The 15,289-nt window shown below is 60.2% G+C and carries 18 protein-coding genes; 7 read left to right on the top strand and 11 right to left on the bottom strand.

Going from position 1 to position 15,289, the window contains the following annotated elements; all coding sequences use genetic code 11:
* Positions 1 to 21 precede the first annotated feature (21 nt).
* From H1B27_RS41015 to sbmA, 5 genes are all read left to right on the top strand, one after another.
* Positions 22 to 891 (top strand): asparaginase domain-containing protein, encoded by an 870-nt coding sequence (locus H1B27_RS41015; protein ID WP_311976962.1) that lies wholly within the window; start codon positions 22 to 24, stop codon positions 889 to 891.
* 351 nt (positions 892 to 1,242) lie between these two features.
* On the top strand, positions 1,243 to 2,622 hold the full coding sequence (locus tag H1B27_RS19960) for an L-serine ammonia-lyase (protein ID WP_197967226.1): 1,380 nt from the start codon (positions 1,243 to 1,245) through the stop codon (positions 2,620 to 2,622).
* A 353-nt stretch (positions 2,623 to 2,975) separates the two neighbouring features.
* On the top strand, positions 2,976 to 3,353 hold the full coding sequence (locus H1B27_RS19965; protein ID WP_197967227.1) for an NUDIX hydrolase: 378 nt from the start codon (positions 2,976 to 2,978) through the stop codon (positions 3,351 to 3,353).
* A 61-nt stretch (positions 3,354 to 3,414) separates the two neighbouring features.
* On the top strand, positions 3,415 to 4,296 hold the full coding sequence (locus H1B27_RS19970) for an alpha/beta fold hydrolase (RefSeq protein ID WP_197967228.1): 882 nt from the start codon (positions 3,415 to 3,417) through the stop codon (positions 4,294 to 4,296).
* Between the two features lie 150 nt (positions 4,297 to 4,446).
* Positions 4,447 to 5,667 carry a peptide antibiotic transporter SbmA gene (gene sbmA, locus H1B27_RS19975; protein ID WP_197967280.1) on the top strand — a complete coding sequence of 407 codons (1,221 nt, stop codon included), beginning with the start codon at positions 4,447 to 4,449 and terminating at the stop codon, positions 5,665 to 5,667.
* A gap of 42 nt (positions 5,668 to 5,709) precedes the next feature.
* Here the strand turns inward: sbmA and H1B27_RS19980 are convergent, their stop codons facing one another.
* The 5 genes from H1B27_RS19980 to H1B27_RS40835 are packed head-to-tail and all read right to left on the bottom strand — an operon-like array spanning position 5,710 to position 9,165.
* A complete protein-coding gene (locus H1B27_RS19980; protein ID WP_197967229.1) occupies positions 5,710 to 6,468 on the bottom strand; it encodes a methyltransferase domain-containing protein in 759 nt (252 codons plus the stop codon).
* A gap of 37 nt (positions 6,469 to 6,505) precedes the next feature.
* On the bottom strand, positions 6,506 to 7,408 hold the full coding sequence (locus H1B27_RS19985) for a metal ABC transporter solute-binding protein, Zn/Mn family (protein WP_197967230.1): 903 nt from the start codon (positions 7,406 to 7,408) through the stop codon (positions 6,506 to 6,508).
* 10 nt (positions 7,409 to 7,418) lie between these two features.
* Entirely contained in the window at positions 7,419 to 8,291 is an 873-nt protein-coding gene (locus H1B27_RS19990; RefSeq protein WP_197967231.1) for a metal ABC transporter permease, read from the bottom strand.
* On the bottom strand, positions 8,288 to 9,043 hold the full coding sequence (locus H1B27_RS19995) for a metal ABC transporter ATP-binding protein (RefSeq protein ID WP_197967232.1): 756 nt from the start codon (positions 9,041 to 9,043) through the stop codon (positions 8,288 to 8,290). Before H1B27_RS19995 ends, H1B27_RS19990 begins: the two co-directional genes overlap by 4 nt.
* Positions 9,040 to 9,165, bottom strand: coding sequence for a hypothetical protein (locus H1B27_RS40835; RefSeq protein WP_283817019.1), 126 nt, complete (start codon positions 9,163 to 9,165; stop codon positions 9,040 to 9,042). Before H1B27_RS40835 ends, H1B27_RS19995 begins: the two co-directional genes overlap by 4 nt.
* 117 nt (positions 9,166 to 9,282) lie before the next feature.
* Between H1B27_RS40835 and H1B27_RS40220 the strand changes: the two genes are divergently transcribed.
* Positions 9,283 to 9,582: an ArsR/SmtB family transcription factor gene (locus H1B27_RS40220; RefSeq protein ID WP_246515539.1), complete on the top strand. Its 300-nt coding sequence runs from the start codon at positions 9,283 to 9,285 to the stop codon at positions 9,580 to 9,582.
* Here H1B27_RS40220 and H1B27_RS40225 read toward each other — a convergent pair.
* From H1B27_RS40225 to H1B27_RS20015, 4 genes are all read right to left on the bottom strand, one after another.
* Positions 9,510 to 9,899: a hypothetical protein gene (locus H1B27_RS40225; RefSeq protein WP_246515541.1), complete on the bottom strand. Its 390-nt coding sequence runs from the start codon at positions 9,897 to 9,899 to the stop codon at positions 9,510 to 9,512. The genes H1B27_RS40220 and H1B27_RS40225 overlap by 73 nt on opposite strands.
* A 191-nt stretch (positions 9,900 to 10,090) precedes the next feature.
* The gene (locus tag H1B27_RS20005) at positions 10,091 to 10,891 is read right to left on the bottom strand and encodes a DUF3824 domain-containing protein (RefSeq protein WP_197967233.1); all 801 of its coding nucleotides are present in this window, start codon (positions 10,889 to 10,891) and stop codon (positions 10,091 to 10,093) included.
* Entirely contained in the window at positions 10,866 to 11,477 is a 612-nt protein-coding gene (locus H1B27_RS20010) for a HupE/UreJ family protein (protein WP_311976963.1), read from the bottom strand. Before H1B27_RS20010 ends, H1B27_RS20005 begins: the two co-directional genes overlap by 26 nt.
* A gap of 18 nt (positions 11,478 to 11,495) precedes the next feature.
* A complete protein-coding gene (locus tag H1B27_RS20015) occupies positions 11,496 to 11,678 on the bottom strand; it encodes a hypothetical protein (protein ID WP_197967234.1) in 183 nt (60 codons plus the stop codon).
* A gap of 76 nt (positions 11,679 to 11,754) precedes the next feature.
* On the opposite strand from H1B27_RS20015, the gene H1B27_RS20020 reads away from it, so the two are divergent.
* Positions 11,755 to 12,264, top strand: coding sequence for a Fur family transcriptional regulator (locus H1B27_RS20020; RefSeq protein WP_197967235.1), 510 nt, complete (start codon positions 11,755 to 11,757; stop codon positions 12,262 to 12,264).
* Positions 12,265 to 12,835: 571 nt separating this feature from the next.
* Here the strand turns inward: H1B27_RS20020 and mepA are convergent.
* Both mepA and H1B27_RS20030 read right to left on the bottom strand, forming a co-directional pair.
* The gene (gene mepA, locus H1B27_RS20025) at positions 12,836 to 13,768 is read right to left on the bottom strand and encodes a penicillin-insensitive murein endopeptidase (protein WP_197967282.1); all 933 of its coding nucleotides are present in this window, start codon (positions 13,766 to 13,768) and stop codon (positions 12,836 to 12,838) included.
* Between the two features lie 39 nt (positions 13,769 to 13,807).
* Positions 13,808 to 15,286, bottom strand: a complete 1,479-nt coding sequence (locus H1B27_RS20030; protein WP_197967236.1) for a DUF3526 domain-containing protein — start codon at positions 15,284 to 15,286, stop codon at positions 13,808 to 13,810.
* Between the last annotated feature and the right edge of the window lie 3 nt (positions 15,287 to 15,289).

Below are 15,289 nucleotides of genomic sequence, written 5' to 3' on the forward strand. Positions count from 1 at the left end.
CCAAGCATTCAGGATTGAGACGTGTCGGGCATTCTCGCAATTCATACTGGCGGCACCATCACCATGTCGGACGGGCCAAATGGTCTTGGGACAATGGCGGGACTTATCGAGGCCGCCTTTGATCGGATTTCGCCGGCCGCCGTGCGATTGAACGTTATATCGTTCGATCCACTCGTTGATAGCGCGGACATCGGTCCTGATCATTGGAATCGATTGATCGACCTGATTGGCTCTCAGCCTAATGATGGAGTCGTTATCACGCATGGAACAGACACCATGCCATTTACAGGGGCGGCATTATCCTTTGCGCTTGAGGGCATTAAAACGCCGGTGATCCTTACGGGTTCGATGCAGCCGCTTGGAGTAGGGCCTCATGCTGAGGAGAACCTTCGTTTTGCTCTTCAAATGGCCGAACAGGGGCCGCCTGGAGTCTGGCTCGCCTTCGATGGTAAGCTGATGTGTGCTCGCAGTTTGGTCAAATATCATTCTATAGGTCCTAGCTCGTTCCGAGAATCGGAAGTTGAGGGTTGGGCGCAACGTGCTGCGCGGCTCTCTCCGCGTCACTTTCTGCCTCGACGGCTTGCTATTCTGACTCTTTCGCCGGGCATCTGCGTAAGCGCCGTTGATAGCGCTCTTCGCGAACTTGATGGTGCGGTGGTTCGGGTTTTCGGTGCCGGCACGCTGATGCATGATCCAGAATTGCTCCGCACGTTTAGTGCAGCCATATCTCGGGGTTGTCGGCTCGTCGCGGTAAGCAGCTGCGAAGCCGGGGGGCTTCTGCCGGGTGCGTATGCTGCAGGTGCTGCGCTTTGGGAGAGTGGCATTGAAAACGGTGGCAAGTTAACACCTGAGGCCGCGCTGGTGCGCCTTTGGTTGGAGCTCTCAGGGTAATCCCGCGCCGCTGCTCGGCAAAGAAGGACGATGCGCCGAGTAGCTCCCTGCCCGGCGTTATTCCGGACGATGTGCGCCGGATAATTGAAGGAGTTGGACAAAGATGGCGGGTTGTCTCACGCGTTCGACATCTCGAACCGCTTTCGCTGCTATCTCAGTGAAGAGTTCGCCGCCGCCGGCTATGACTCTTAATGATCGGTACAGACCTTCCTCCCTCGCTGCGGGATCCTTGATGAACGCTGTACTGGCGGAGCATATCCACAACGCGACGGAGCGGCAATTGACGTCTGAGGCCTGGCGGCTGCTGCACGGCCTGCCCTGCAAAAAAGCGAATTCGACTAGAGGCGTGTGATGTTTCTGAGCGTATTCGATGTCTTCAAGATCGGCATCGGTCCTTCATCCTCGCATACGATGGGCCCGATGACGGCCGCGGGGCACTTCCTGAGCCTCTTGCGACAGCATCCATCTGGTCGGCAAGCGGCAGCCGTCGGGGCGACCCTGCATGGGTCGCTGGCATTCACGGGGAAAGGTCACGCCACGGATCGTGCCGTGACGCTCGGCCTGCTTGGCTGGACGCCTGCCGAGTTCGATTTCGACGAGGCCGAGCGCCAGCTCGAAGATCTCCGCCGAAGTCGTCTCCTGCGCCTCAATGGGCTGCAGTCGGTCATGTTCGATCCTGCCTTCGACATCGTCTTCGATTACGGGCCGCCATTGGCCGGTCACGCCAACGGGCTTGTCCTGTCCGCTCGCGACGCCACCGGAGCGGTGTTGTTTAACGAGACCTATTATTCGATCGGCGGCGGTTTCGTGGTGACGGCACGGGAGCGCGAAGCGCAGCCGGCTGCCGCTGACGCTATACCGTGGCCCTACCCATTTGCGACCGCGAGCGAGATGCTGCGCATGGCGCGCGAGAGCGGGTTGTCCATCGCGGACATGAAGCGCGCGAATGAGACTCACCTCCGTACGTCAGAAGAAATCGAACACGGCGTCGCCCGTCTCTGGTCGGTCATGAACGAGTGCATCGAACGGGGGTTGAGGCAGGAAGGTGAACTGCCGGGCGGGCTCCGCGTGCGTCGCAGGGCCGCGAGGATTCACCAGCAATTGATGGCTGAGCGGCGGGCCAATCGCTCTCAGCCTCACGCGGCAGCAGACTGGCTGAGCGTCTACGCGATGGCCGTGAATGAGGAAAACGCGGCCGGCGGCAGGGTGGTCACCTCGCCGACCAACGGCGCCGCGGGCGTCGTGCCCGCGGTGCTGAGATATTACTTGGATCACTGCATCGGGGCGGAGCCCGATAAGATTGCCGATTTTCTGCTGACGGCGGCGGCGATCGGCGGGTTGATCAAGCACAACGCCTCGATCTCCGGGGCCGAGGCAGGTTGTCAAGGAGAGGTTGGGTCAGCGGCCGCGATGGCTGCGGCCGGATTCTGTGCGGTGCTGGGCGGATCGCCCGAGCAAATTGAGAATGCCGCGGAGATTGCACTCGAGCACCACCTCGGCATGACTTGCGATCCCGCGGCGGGCCTGGTCCAGGTCCCATGCATTGAGCGCAACGGTATCGGCGCCATCAAGGCAGTCGCGGCGGCTTCGCTCGCCCTGCGGGGCGATGGATCGCATTTCATGCCGCTGGACAACTGCATCGAGGCAATGCGGCAGACGGGCGAAGCCATGAATGCCAAGTTCAAGGAAACGAGTCTCGGTGGATTGGCGGTCAACTTGCCGGAGTGCTGAGCCAAACTGCGCGCCGGAAGCAAAACCCAAATCGCTGGCCGTAGCTTAGACGGTGGGTTTTGGTATCGGGAGGTCGAAAACGCATTATGTTTCAATGAGAGTTGACTGACACTCTCTCTGCCTGCCTCCGCTCTGGCCAGCTTCCTGAAGAGGGCTCCGGTCGCCAACTCAAAAGACGACAAAGAGGAGCGCCGATTGTCTGCCTAGGTGCCGCGCCCGGCCTGTCATGTAATCTCAAACGACACAGATGTCTTTCATGAGATGCGCGCGCTGTTGGGGCGCTGCAACGCCGTTGATGACGATGCTGAAAGCCCTATAATGGCTGATGATTCACGAGGGTAACTCGTCGGAAAATGGCGAAATCATCTAAACTGGTGACCGCAAGGAAGGGACGAGTGCTTTTGGTCAGACGCAGGCGTGATAGGCTCTGGATGTTTCCAGGAGGCCGCAGGCGAGCGGGCGAGAGTGAAAGGAGCTGCCTCCGTCGAGAGATCGAAGAGGAGTTGCCTGAACTGAAACTTGGACGCCTGAAACTCTGGAAGGAAGTGAAGGGGAAGAACCGCCGATCCGGCCGACAAATGAGTGACGCAATTTTCCTTGTAGCGAAAGCGTCCGGCCGCTTGAAAATCGGCGATAAGAAGGAGATCGATAGAGCAGTTTGGCGCAAGCCGCCCGGCATCAGATTGACTCCGACTTCGCGCTACATTCGCGATAAGCTATTTCCAAGCTGAAGGTGCCGTCAGCTTTTTCGAACCGATCAGGTTTACATCGAGCGCGAGAAGGTGCTCAGCCATGATCCAGATGCAATCTGCACAGCTGAGCTGGACGTGGCGCGGCAAGAGCATCGATCTTAACTTCGATACCTGCGGGCAAGGACCCACGGTGCTGCTACTGCCCGCGTTGAGTTCGATCTCGAGCCGGCACGAAATGTGGCCCTTGCAGGAGCGCCTGAGTTCGCATTATCGAACGGTGTCTGTCGATTGGCCGGGGTTCGGAGATCAGCCGCGCCCCGCGATCGACTGGACACCTGACGCCTATTCGACGTTCCTGGAACATGTTCTTGACACGATCGCTCCTCATCCCCGCGCCGTCATTGCCGCGGGTCACGGCGCGACCTACGCGCTTGCCCATGCGTGCAGCCGAACCGGCTCGTTCGCACGGCTGGTGCTGCTGGCGCCGACTTGGCGCGGACCTCTGCCGACCATGATGAATGGACGCCGGCCTTTCTTGGATCGGCTTTGCAAGGCTGTCGACCTGCCGGTGGTCGGACCCGTGCTCTACAAGCTGAATGTCAATCGCCTCGTCGTTCGCTTCATGGCCGCCGGTCATGTCTATGCCGATCCGGCATGGCTGACCGGCGAGCGGCTGCGCGATAAGCTGGCGGTCACTCGGGCCGCCGGCGCTCGATATGCGTCGATCAGGTTCGTGACCGGGAAGCTCGATCCGCTGGAGACACGCGAGCAGTTCCTGGCATTGGCGCGACGGGCGGGGATCCCGATGCTGATGGTCTACGGCAATCAAACGCCCCCGCGATCGCGTGCCGAGATGGAGGCAATCGCGAAGGTCGACACGATCCAGAGCAGCTGTCTTCCGGAGGGCAAACTCTCTCTACATGAGGAGTTTGCCGCTGAGGTCGCGGACGCTGTCGCGCCATTTCTTGCGGCAGGCCCGTAGCTCGCTGCTGGCCGGATCGGAGCCGGCCGCGGTCGCTGGGCGGCTGATGAATGCTCTTTTCCGCCGATCTGAGCGCTTGGCTCCTTCGCCGTGTCGAAGGTCTCCTATAGTACAAGAGGCCGTGGATCCTCCGACCTGTCAGTGCTGACCATGTTCGTCTCGTTCTTTCCCCGACCCAAGCTGTTCTTTCTCTCGGCCATCGTTTGGACCGCATTGGCGATGTTGGTCTGGTATGGCTTCGCGAGCAATCTGTTCGAAGCAACTCAAAGGCCGATCGGAGTGGCGACGTTCTGGTCGGCGCCGGCTCTTTGGTTCGACCTCTATTTTGCTGGGTGTGCCGTGGTCTTCGCGGCTGCCTGGATGCTGTTCGCGCCTCATCCCTGGGCGAATTGGTCCATTCTCGGCTCCGCGCTGATCCTGTTCACGTCCTACTTTCAGGTCCAAGTCAGCGTGGCCATCAACAGCTGGTACGGACCGTTCTACGACCTCATCCAGGCCGCGCTGTCGAAATCGGCGCCGGTCACGGTCGAGCGGTTCTACGCTGAATTGTCGACCTTCGCCGGCATCGCTTTTGTTGCGGTCGTGGTTGGCGTGATGACGCGGTTCTTCGTCAGCCACTACATCTTCCGCTGGCGGACAGCGATGAACGATTTCTATGTCGCAAACTGGCCGCGGTTGCGCACCATCGAGGGCGCCTCGCAGCGCGTTCAGGAAGACACCATGCGCTTTGCCAGCACCATGGAAAGTCTCGGCGTCAATCTCATCAGTGCCGTGCTTACGCTTCTGGCCTTCCTGCCCGTTCTCGTGAAGCTGTCAAATAGCGTCACGGAGCTGCCCGTGGTCGGCTCAATCCCCTATCCGCTGGTGTTTGCTGCGGTGATCTGGTCGGTGTTTGGCACCGGCATTCTGGCTCTAATCGGTATTCGCCTGCCCGCAATCGAGTTTTTCAACCAGCGGGTCGAAGCCGCCTATCGCAAGGAACTGGTGCTCGGTGAGGATGATCCGGCTCGCGCCGATCCACCGACGCTGAGCGTGCTGTTCGGCGATATTCGCAGGAACTATTTTCGCCTCTACTTAAATTTCATGTATTTCAACATCGGTCGGATTGTTTACCTGCAGACCGACGTCATCTTTCCTTACATCCTGCTCGCACCGACAATCATTGCCGGCAAGATCACGCTGGGAACGATGAACCAGATCTTGAACGCGTTCACGCAGGTCCGAACCTCGTTTCAGTATCTCGTCAACGCCTGGAGCACGATCGTCGAGCTGATCTCGATCTACCAACGGCTGCGGAGTTTTGAGGCCAAGCTCGACGGGGAGCCGCTGCCCTCAATCGAGGCAGAAGCCGAGCCATTGTCGTTGCGATGATGCGCCGTCCCAGCCCTGCTCTAACGAACCGGGAGAGATCTCTCATCTTGCCGGCTTCCGTGCCCATGCGCAGAACACCAATTCCCACACACAGGTGGCATTGTTTTGCTTGCGCTCAGCCAGAAGGCGCTCGTCGAGCGTATCAACGTCGGCGTCCGTCTCCGTCACGATGCCGTGCTCGAGCAGACGCGGGAGCACCGCGCGTATGATCGAAGCCACCGGATACTCTGCCGTCGGCGTGAGAACGTTCGCTTCAGCCCGTACGCATTCGACTTCGAGGCCCGCAGCCGAAAGGGCGCCATGCAGATCAAAACCCATGTGCGGATTGACCTTTTCCTTTCGCAACATCTCCCTGAGCCAGCTACGGACCTGGTCATGAAGCGGCAGGCGCACGGGGGCGTCGTTCACGGCAATCGTGTCGTGCTCGTGGAAGGCGACCAGGCCGCCCGGTCGTACCGCGCGGGCGAGTTGCGCTACGGCGTGCGCTGCGTCTGGCTGATACATCAAGACCCGGCGTCCAACTGCGCCATCGAGCGTGCCGTGTTCAGGAAGAACGACATCGAATCCGCCTTCGACAAACGTGATATTGAGGAAACCGGCATCGCGCGCCTGCGCACGGGCGGCTTCCAGCATTTGTGGATCGCGGTCTACCGCGAAGACGTGGCCGTGATCTCCAACGCGTCTGGAGAGCATCATCGAGACGGTGCCGGGCCCACAGCCGATGTCGAGCACGCGCATGCCCGCACTGATAGGCGCATCATCGAGCATCCGCTCGGTCATCTCGTTGACGGCGTTGGTCATCGTGGTGCGTTCCCCTATCTCTGTGCGACGGACAAGATCAATTGCTTGGCGGCACCATCGCCTTTGCAAGGAGATCTATGTTGCACCGAAACATCCGGGCGTAGGTCGGGGCCGGTCCATCAGAGCGCGAGAGCGCCTCCGCGTAGAGTTTGCCACCTGGCTGCGCATCGGTCGCATTCGCAATCTGTTGCACCAGTCGCGGATCATTGGAAGTCTCGATAAAATAGAGCCTGACATGTTCGGCCTTCACTTGATCGATTAGTCGTGCGACATCGCTTGCCGAGGCTTCTGTCTCGGTAGAAAGGCCGAGCGGCGACAGGAAGGTGATGCCGTAATCGCGACCGAGATATCCGAAGGCATCGTGGCTGGTCAGGATTTTGCGCTGTTGCGGCGGAATCGGGTCGATGCGCGCGTGGGCGTAGCCATCGAGATCGCGCAATTCTCGTGAGTAACGAGCAGCATTGGCCTTGAAGTCGTCGGCAGCTTCAGGATCGGCGGCGACGAGCGCCTTCTCGATATTGGCTACCCACACCAGGACGTTAAGTGGACTGTTCCAGACGTGCGGGTCGTCCGAAATCTGGCCCTTGCGCTGTCGCTCGCGCAGCTTGATCCCGGTTGAGACAATGACCGGTGTGCCTTGATAGCCTGATGCCGTGACGAGCTTCTCAAACCAGCGTTCCAGGCCCTCGCCGCTGATGAAGGCAAGATCGGCGTTTTTCAGATTCCTTGCATCGTCCGGCGACGGCTCGAATTGATGTGGATCGCCATCGGGCCCAACCAACCCTTTGACCTGCACATGATCGCCGCCGATTTGCTGCACCACGTCTGCCAGCACGCTAAAGCTGGCGACGATGTTCAGCGTCTTGGCCGAAGCCGATGTGGCCATCGCTCCCCAGATTATCAGAGCCGAAAATGCACAGCGGAACGGTACGTTTTTCATGTTTTCTTTCTTAGCCAGTTAGATGCGGTCGCGGGAGAAGCCGGCGCATTGCCGCGGATGGTCCGATCAGCAGCGAGCATCCATAGATCACGCTTGCGGTCAGGATGATCGTCGGACCCGAGGCAAAGCCGAGGTGATAGGAGACGATCAGTCCGATGTAGCCCGATACGGCCGCTGTAGCTGCCGCAGTCAGCATCATGCCGGGTAGGGATCTCGCCCATAGCTGGGCGACCGTCGCGGGCAGCATCATCAGGCCCACCGCCATCAACGTGCCAAGGGCCTGAAAGCCGGCAACGAGATTGAGGACGACGAGAAAGAGAAACAGGAAATGGTAAAGGGATCCCTGACCGGCGACCGCGCGCAGAAAGCCCGGATCGAAGCATTCCACGACGAGCGGTCGATAGATGACGGCGAGCGTGATGACGGTTATCGAGGTGATGGCACCGATGAAGTAAAGTGCCTTCGCGTCGATCGCCAGGATCGTCCCGAACAACACGTGCAGAAGATCGATATTGGAGCCACGCAACGAAACAATGAGAACGCCGAGCGCCAGTGACGTCAGATAGAAGCTGGCAAAGCTCGCATCCTCCCGAAGCGGGGTGGACCGGCTGACAAGTCCGGAAAGCAACGCGACGCTCAGGCCGGCGACCAGTCCGCCCAGCCCCATCGCGGGCAACGAAAGACCGCCGGCAATCAGGAATCCGATCGCAGCTCCCGGCAGCACCGCGTGGCTCATGGCGTCCCCGACCAGGCTCATGCGGCGGAGCATCAACAGCACGCCGACGGGTCCGGAGCCCAGCCCGAGTGCAACGCAGGCAATCAGCGCTCGGCGCAAGAATCCGTACTCGACGAACGGCAGAATGAAGAGCTGGTAGACCGTCATGCTGCGCTCTGGTCCGGCACGTCACAGATGGCAGCGGTCTCGTCCCATCGTTCGGCCATCAGCCGCGCCCGCATTAGATAGTCGGACGTCATGGTTGTCGCGGTCGGGCCCCATGCGACGGGTTCGCGCGCGAGCAGAAGGGTCTGAGGAAAATGCGCGCGCACTTGTTCGACATCGTGCAGCACCGCGATCACCGTGCGTCCGTCCTGGTGCCAGCGCCTCACGACCTGGAGTAGGTCGTGCGTGGTGCGAGCGTCGATGGCGGTGAAGGGTTCGTCGAGCAGGATCAGCTTGGCATTCTGCAGCAGCAATCGCGCGAACAGGACGCGCTGGAACTGCCCAGCCGACAACGTGCCGATAAGTCGCTGTTCAAATCCGGTGAGCCCCACGGATGAAAGCGCGCGTCGCGCCTCCGATACGCTCCCCTCGGAGACTGCACGAAAAGCCCCGGCCTGGCGCCATGAACCGAGCAGGACCACGTCGCCGACCGTTATCGGGAAGCGACGGTCGATGTCCGCCGCCTGCGGCAGATATCCGATATCTGTCGGCATCACGTGGCCGCGATCGATCCTGCCCGACGCAAGCGGGAGGTCGTTCATCAGAGCTCTGAGAAGGGTCGATTTGCCTGCTCCGTTCGGCCCGACAATTGCGGTGAGACTTCCGGGAACAAACGAGCCGCTGAGATGATGAACCGCGGGATGTCGGTCGAACGCGATCGTGACGTCTTGCAAGTGAATGCTGCTGGGGCTCATGGCCGCGCCACCGCCCAGAGAATGGCCAGCCACAGGGCCGCCAAGGTGCCGCTCACCGCGCCCAGGCGCAGCAGCGCCGAGCGGGCCATGGTTGAAACAGCGAGGGCATCGGGTTTGCTCATGAAGGCCTGGAGGGAGGAGATTACCGGACGATGTAATGTTATTACATCACACACCACCAAGACTTGACAAGCCGCGCGTCGTCCAACATTCTAACGTACGATAGAATGATAGGATCAATGGACAAGCGGATTGATCGATCTCACCTTGAGCAGACCGCAGCCATGTTCAAGGCTCTGTCCGATCCCGGGCGACTACACACCCTCATCATTCTGGCTGCAGGCGAGCGGAATGTCGGCGAACTCGCCGAGGCTGAACACGACCGGGTCGGCACCGTTTCGGCGCGCCTGAAGGTATTGCTGCTAGCCCGGCTGGTCAAACGTCGGCGCGAAGGCAAGAACGCGATCTATTCGATCGCTGATGACCACGTATTCCAACTCGTCAAGAATGCCGTCGCGCATGCTGGCGAACACCACTGACTCACGGAAAGGACTTCGAGATGACCACCTGCAATCTTCCTCATCATTCCAACCACGATCACGCGCACGGACCACAATGCGGTCACGTCGCGATTCGGCATGGCGACCACGTAGACTACCTCCACGATGGTCATCTTCACCACCCGCACGCCGGTCATGTGGATGAACACCGCATTGAGGTGAGCGACAAGAACCCGGACCGTTGCACACCCGACCACCACTGCACCGGACACGATGCTGCCCACGTCCATGGCCCAGGCTGCGGCCACGAAGCGGTCCCGCACGGCGATCATGTCGATTATCTCGTCGACGGTCATTTGCACCATCCTCACGGCAATCACTGTGATGATCATGGTCCGGTGGAGATCGTTCGAAACTAGGATCTGACTTCTATTGGTATCGAACGGCGAGTGCACCAGAGTGCGCTCGCCGTTTCAGTTTGCGGAGCATAACCGGATATTCCGGAAAACGCGGCGACATTTGCTGTCGTCTCCGATCCGGCGATTCTTTAGGGCTGTTGAGGGCCATCTGGGGGGACGCGAGCGCCGGGCCTGTCCTGTGGTTGGAGCTCGGGAGGGAGGCGATCAGGTCCTGGGAACGGAATGATGTTCGGCGCCGATTCAGGGGGCGGTGGAAATGCCGACTTCTGTTTCGGTATCAGCGCTGCGCCTCCATAAAGCAGGCCGATGGCAATGAGCCAGCTGCCGAGAATACGCGCTGGAATTGGAAACCAGGTGCGCCAGAACGACCGTACGGTCAGCGAGATGGCCACGACGATCCAAAACCCGACGACCACTCCCGCTAGAGGGATCGCAACATCGTGGAGGCTGGGGTCACTCACCTCGATCGCAATCGCCTGCATACTGCCGGCGACGGTAGCGGCGATGAGCAAAAACCATGAACGCAGTCGCGTAGCGGGTAGCACAAGTGCCACGCCGACGATTACAGTAGAGATTGGCCCGGTCAGGAAGTGGTGGCTTGTTGCGCGCGGAATTGCCTCCAATACCGACAGCAACCAGTCTTTACGGAAAAAGCCGACGGCCAAGCCGCCGCCAAACAGCGCAAGTGCTCCGAGGCTGTAACGACGGTCCACGAGGGCGAGGGCAACGCCGAGGCCGACCAGCGGCAGCATACGCTCAGGTGCGAGCGCACTCGATAATATCCACCACATCAGCGTGCTGCGTCCCGCAGCGGGGGTCAGTGCGATGGCTGCCGCCGTGAGGAATCCGAGCGCCGTCAGAGCGGGGCCGCTCCATTTTATCGCGAGGGCGCCGAAGGCGGATTCAGGCGGCGGAGAGTGCTGTGACAAGGAAGTAGACTCCGCCGAGGCCGATCAGCGCTCCGAGGCCGCGAGCCAGGCGACCTCCAAGCGGCTTGTTGAGTGTTAATCCAACACCGATACCAAAAACGTGGATCAGGCCCGTCGCGAGGACGAAGCCGATGATGTAGTCGGCCGGATCGGCCGCAAAGGGCAACTCGGCTCCGTGCGCATATCCGTGGCAGACAGCGAACACCGCGATCAAGCAAAGCGCAATCCATTCGGCAGGATGCCAGGCAGAGGTGATTGCCAAGCCGAGCGCGAGAATCGAGAGCGCGATGCCAACCTCCACGCTAGGAAGCGGCAGGCCGAACATTCCGGCAGCACCGCCGGCAACCATGATCAGCGGGAAAGTCACCGGCAAGGTCCAAACCGGCCGACCGCCCATCTGGGCGCCCCACAGCCCGACGGCGAACATCGCAAGAAAATGGTCTGGCCCGGTGAGCGGATGTGCAAACCCGCTTCCGAAGCCGCCGGAGCCCGTCGAGGTGATGTGGGCTGCCGCGGAATGCGGGAGCATGCACCAGCAAATGCAAATGGCACTTGCTGCGACGGCCGCCCGTCGATTCAAATGCACGTCTTGCAATGATCGCCCTTACATCTCGGTGTAGTCCAGGATCGTGTGTTCCCCCGACCAGATTTTGTCCGAGTCGTAGACACGCTCGCGCCACCTGGACCTGAAGTCAATTTCGAGAACGACCGCGCCCAATCGCTCGCCAATCAGCGGCTCGCGATCGCGGGGGACACTGGGCGTTTGAGCGACTTGGGGCTTGGTCATGAACGCTCCAGGGTGTAATATTATGACATGATGCCTGTTATATTATTACATTCCATGTCGTCAAGGCGAGATTTAGATGGCTCATGATCCGGATCAGAGTTCCAGCGGCGTGCACCCAGATGCACATCGTCATGCCATCGACGCCGATGCGGTACAGAGCCGCGCCCGCGCCTACGCGACATCGAAGGGTCTTCCGTTCACGGCGATGCGTCAGCGGGTGTTGGCCTTGCTTGCTGCGTCCGGAAAACCCATGGCCGCCTACGAGATTGCCGAGAAGCTGAGCGATGCGCGCAGAGTGCAGGCGGTTCAAGTCTATCGTGCTCTCGAGTTCCTGCAGGAGGCTGGGTGTGTCCATCGGCTGGCCTCTCAGTCGTCATATTTCGCTTGCGATCATCTCCATGGGAATGGCGAGACAGTTGTATTCATGGTCTGCAGCCAATGCGGTGCGGTTCAGGAAGCTGCTTCCGACCTGGTTGCACGGGGCTTGCGGGGTGTGGCCAAGACCACGGGCTTCAAGCCTCTGCACCCGATTATCGAGTTGGAGGGAGAGTGTGCGGACTGCACGAGCGAACCCGTGCGTTATTAGGGCGTGGGTCAAGAACACGCCCGTAGCCTGATAGCTCCAAACGCTGTGCACCTCTAATCTCGTCGGCTCGAAAAGAAGCAGAGCCCGATCAAGAGAGGCCAAGTATCTGATGTCTCAAACTCAACAAAGGGAAGTCGAATCAAAAGTCGACGAGACATGCAATACGCCACCGACGCAGCTGGCGAGGTCAGGCTGGATTGTCGTTGCGACGATTACGGTCGATAAGAAAACGGACTCCGTTTTCTTTGCCGTAGCCGCACAATCGGCAGACGAAGCTGAGAGGGCCATTCTGCGCTATCCAGGAATTTTGCCGAGCGATCCTCGATCGACGCTACGTCAGCTTTCTTTGTCGGAAATATCGAGCTTGAAGTTGAGGCGTGGAGGTGTACGACCTTACGACCGTCGAGATAACTCGCTGTAGTCGTGTCCTCCTGTTAGCCGTACACTGAGGCCGGACATATTTGGCAGCACTTGGTTGCTGTAGGGGTGCACGGTGATGTTGCCTTCGCCGACAATAGCCGCTGGTGTTTGCGGGTCCATGGCCTAACTGGCGGCGCTTCGCTTGCCTGCTTCAAGGAGCAATCAGTATCTGCCGGCAAGCAGCTGGCAGCTCAGCAAGCGTTAGTCCCCGTCGAGGCTTCACCGGGGCTGTCGATGGCTTTGGATGCAGTACCGGCTCGCTGAACCAGTAGGCGAGATCGCCCGCGCTGCAGCCCTCATTGTCCGATGGCGGCGGTTGCGGCTGACATTCGCTGCTCCCCGCCGGGCATTTGATCCGGACATGGAAATGATAGTCGTGCCCGTACATCGGGCGCACCTTGGAGAGCCAGCTTCGGTCGCCTTTGGCCTCGCGGCATAACGCCTTCTTGATCGCCGCATTGACAAAGATGCGCTCCACGGCGGGCTCCTGTGCTGCCGCGCGGATGACGAGCAGATGGCTCGGAGTCCAGACCTTCGGATCGATGTCGAGGCGATCCGGGCGGACCATCATGACGGCGGACATCTCCTCACGCTCCTCGGGCGCCAGCTCCCGGTCCGGCATCGGCGTTAGCCAGATATCGGCATCCAGCCCGACCTGATGACTGGCGTGGCCGGTTAGCATCGGACCGCCGCGGGGCTGCGAGAGATCACCAACCAGCAGTCCCGGCCACCCCGCGACCTGGTGCACCTTGTCGGATAGCCGCTCCAAAAGCGCGATCATGTCCGGATGAGCCCAGTTGCGGTTGCGCGACAACCGCATCACCTGCCATGTCTTGCCGTTGATCGGCAGCGCCTGCGCGCCGGCAAGGCAGCCCTTGGCATAGAAGCCGATGGAGCGAACGGCTAACGGCGCCGGGAGTGTCCTTCGCCCAAAAAGTTCCTTGGCGCCGATATGCGGATCGTTGGGATTGGCCAGCGGCGGCAGCGGTTTGGGATCCAGCGTGCCCTTGTCCTGGGCCAGCGCGGGATGCGCCCACAGGACGGCTGCGGAACACAAGGTCATTAAGAGTACTCGGCGGTTCATCGGAAGACGCATTGCGATCCACCTGACTGTCGGCACCGATCAAAATCCCGCCGAACCGCGCGATGAGCGCGCAAGCGCGACGCCACCAACCATGAACGCGAGCGCCAGCATCAATGCGGTCCGCCACCAGATGCTCGATCTGGTTTCGCTCGCAGGTATTTCAATCCAGTGCCACTGAGGCAGGGATGAAAGGTCTTGCACGGTCATGGCGCGGCTTTCCAGGATTCGGGGAGAGAAATAACGTCTCCATCGCTCGTGAAATGCCTCTGTCTGATCCTTGAAGGCGACGAAGCGGCGTGAGTCGGTGCCGGCGATGGAGTTCAGCGCTTCATTGACGAGGATCGCGGGTGACAGCAGGCTCAGGCGGTCGACCAGCCTCTGTTGTTGCAACAGCTGGTGATCAAAGCGCTCCAGAAGGGGCTCGATTGTCTCGTCTACCTTTTGCTTGGCGAGAAAAAATGCACGCATTCGCGAAGGGACTTCGATGCGCTCGCCCTTCACCAGCAGTGCTTCCGGATCCGAAGCGTAGCGATAATCCGCACTATAGAGGTTCTCAAACTCGCGCAAAGATTCCGCCGTTGCGACGCGCGTGCGGCTGGCCAGTTCAGTCCGGGACGGGGCGGGGCTGACCAGACCAACAACAAGGTTCATCGTGACCGGCAAGATGAGCACAAAAGTTGTCCAGAGTGCCACCATGATCAGGGCATTGGTCGAGGAGGAAAGGCCGGTCGCGTTGACCAGGGCCGCGACCGCGAACCAGAACAAGGTATACGCCGTGATCAGCGCTGACCACGACAGCATCAAGCCCAGTTGCTCTGCGCCACGGGTTTCGGGACGGATCAAAAGCAGGACAATGAGCGGCAAGGGAACTGCGATCGCCAGCAGCGCGAGCATGCGCACGATGATCTTCCCGGTTAGCAACGTGGCGACGGAAAGCGGTTGCGAGCACAGCATGCGCAAGGTGCCATGTTCGCGTTCCGCCGACAGCAGGTTATACCCGAGCGTGGTAACCAGCAGAGGCAATACGAATACAATGACGAAAGCGAGATCGAAGTGCCCGCTGAGCAGATTCCAGGGGTTTTCGATCTCCGTGTCGTACATGAACTGGACTTTGCTCAAATAGCTGATGCGGTAGTAGTTGGGCATCATGTCCGACTGACCGATCGCCATGGCTGCGAGCGGAGCATTGGGAATCGTGGCAAAGCGCCCGGCAAGAGTGCCGGCCATGGCAGCGGGGTTCGCCGGATTCGAGAAGGGAACCAGCGCACTCCTACCGGCGAGAGCGGATTGGAGCGTTCCGGTGTTTGCCGTTTGGGTTTCCTGTTCATGCTTCAAGACCTGAGCGACCATCCGCTCTCGGAGCGTTGCTTGCGCCAGTCCCACGAATAGTCCGTAACTTACCATCAGAACGAGAAGGCAGCACACCAGCGGCAACGTTCGATCGCGAACAAGGATGCGGGCTTCGTGCCGGACAATCAGCGACAGGGCGGAGAGCGGACGAGACTTCACTAACGTCATTTC

This window comes from Bradyrhizobium diversitatis (assembly GCF_016031635.1).
Classification (GTDB): Bacteria; Pseudomonadota; Alphaproteobacteria; order Rhizobiales; family Xanthobacteraceae; genus Bradyrhizobium; species Bradyrhizobium diversitatis.

Coding starts and splice junctions, on each gene's coding strand:
- H1B27_RS40835 (WP_283817019.1), bottom strand. CDS start 9,165: ATGAGCAAACCCGATGCCCTCGCTGTTTCAACCATGGCCCGCTCGGCG.
- H1B27_RS19960 (WP_197967226.1), top strand. CDS start 1,243: ATGTTTCTGAGCGTATTCGATGTCTTCAAGATCGGCATCGGTCCTTCA.
- H1B27_RS19980 (WP_197967229.1), bottom strand. CDS start 6,468: ATGACCAACGCCGTCAACGAGATGACCGAGCGGATGCTCGATGATGCG.
- H1B27_RS40225 (WP_246515541.1), bottom strand. CDS start 9,899: ATGACCGTCGACGAGATAATCGACATGATCGCCGTGCGGGACCGCTTC.
- H1B27_RS19985 (WP_197967230.1), bottom strand. CDS start 7,408: ATGAAAAACGTACCGTTCCGCTGTGCATTTTCGGCTCTGATAATCTGG.
- sbmA (WP_197967280.1), top strand. CDS start 4,447: ATGTTCGTCTCGTTCTTTCCCCGACCCAAGCTGTTCTTTCTCTCGGCC.
- mepA (WP_197967282.1), bottom strand. CDS start 13,768: ATGAACCGCCGAGTACTCTTAATGACCTTGTGTTCCGCAGCCGTCCTG.
- H1B27_RS20030 (WP_197967236.1), bottom strand. CDS start 15,286: ATGACGTTAGTGAAGTCTCGTCCGCTCTCCGCCCTGTCGCTGATTGTC.
- H1B27_RS20020 (WP_197967235.1), top strand. CDS start 11,755: ATGGCTCATGATCCGGATCAGAGTTCCAGCGGCGTGCACCCAGATGCA.
- H1B27_RS40220 (WP_246515539.1), top strand. CDS start 9,283: ATGGACAAGCGGATTGATCGATCTCACCTTGAGCAGACCGCAGCCATG.
- H1B27_RS20015 (WP_197967234.1), bottom strand. CDS start 11,678: ATGACCAAGCCCCAAGTCGCTCAAACGCCCAGTGTCCCCCGCGATCGC.
- H1B27_RS19990 (WP_197967231.1), bottom strand. CDS start 8,291: ATGACGGTCTACCAGCTCTTCATTCTGCCGTTCGTCGAGTACGGATTC.
- H1B27_RS19965 (WP_197967227.1), top strand. CDS start 2,976: ATGGCGAAATCATCTAAACTGGTGACCGCAAGGAAGGGACGAGTGCTT.
- H1B27_RS19970 (WP_197967228.1), top strand. CDS start 3,415: ATGATCCAGATGCAATCTGCACAGCTGAGCTGGACGTGGCGCGGCAAG.
- H1B27_RS19995 (WP_197967232.1), bottom strand. CDS start 9,043: ATGAGCCCCAGCAGCATTCACTTGCAAGACGTCACGATCGCGTTCGAC.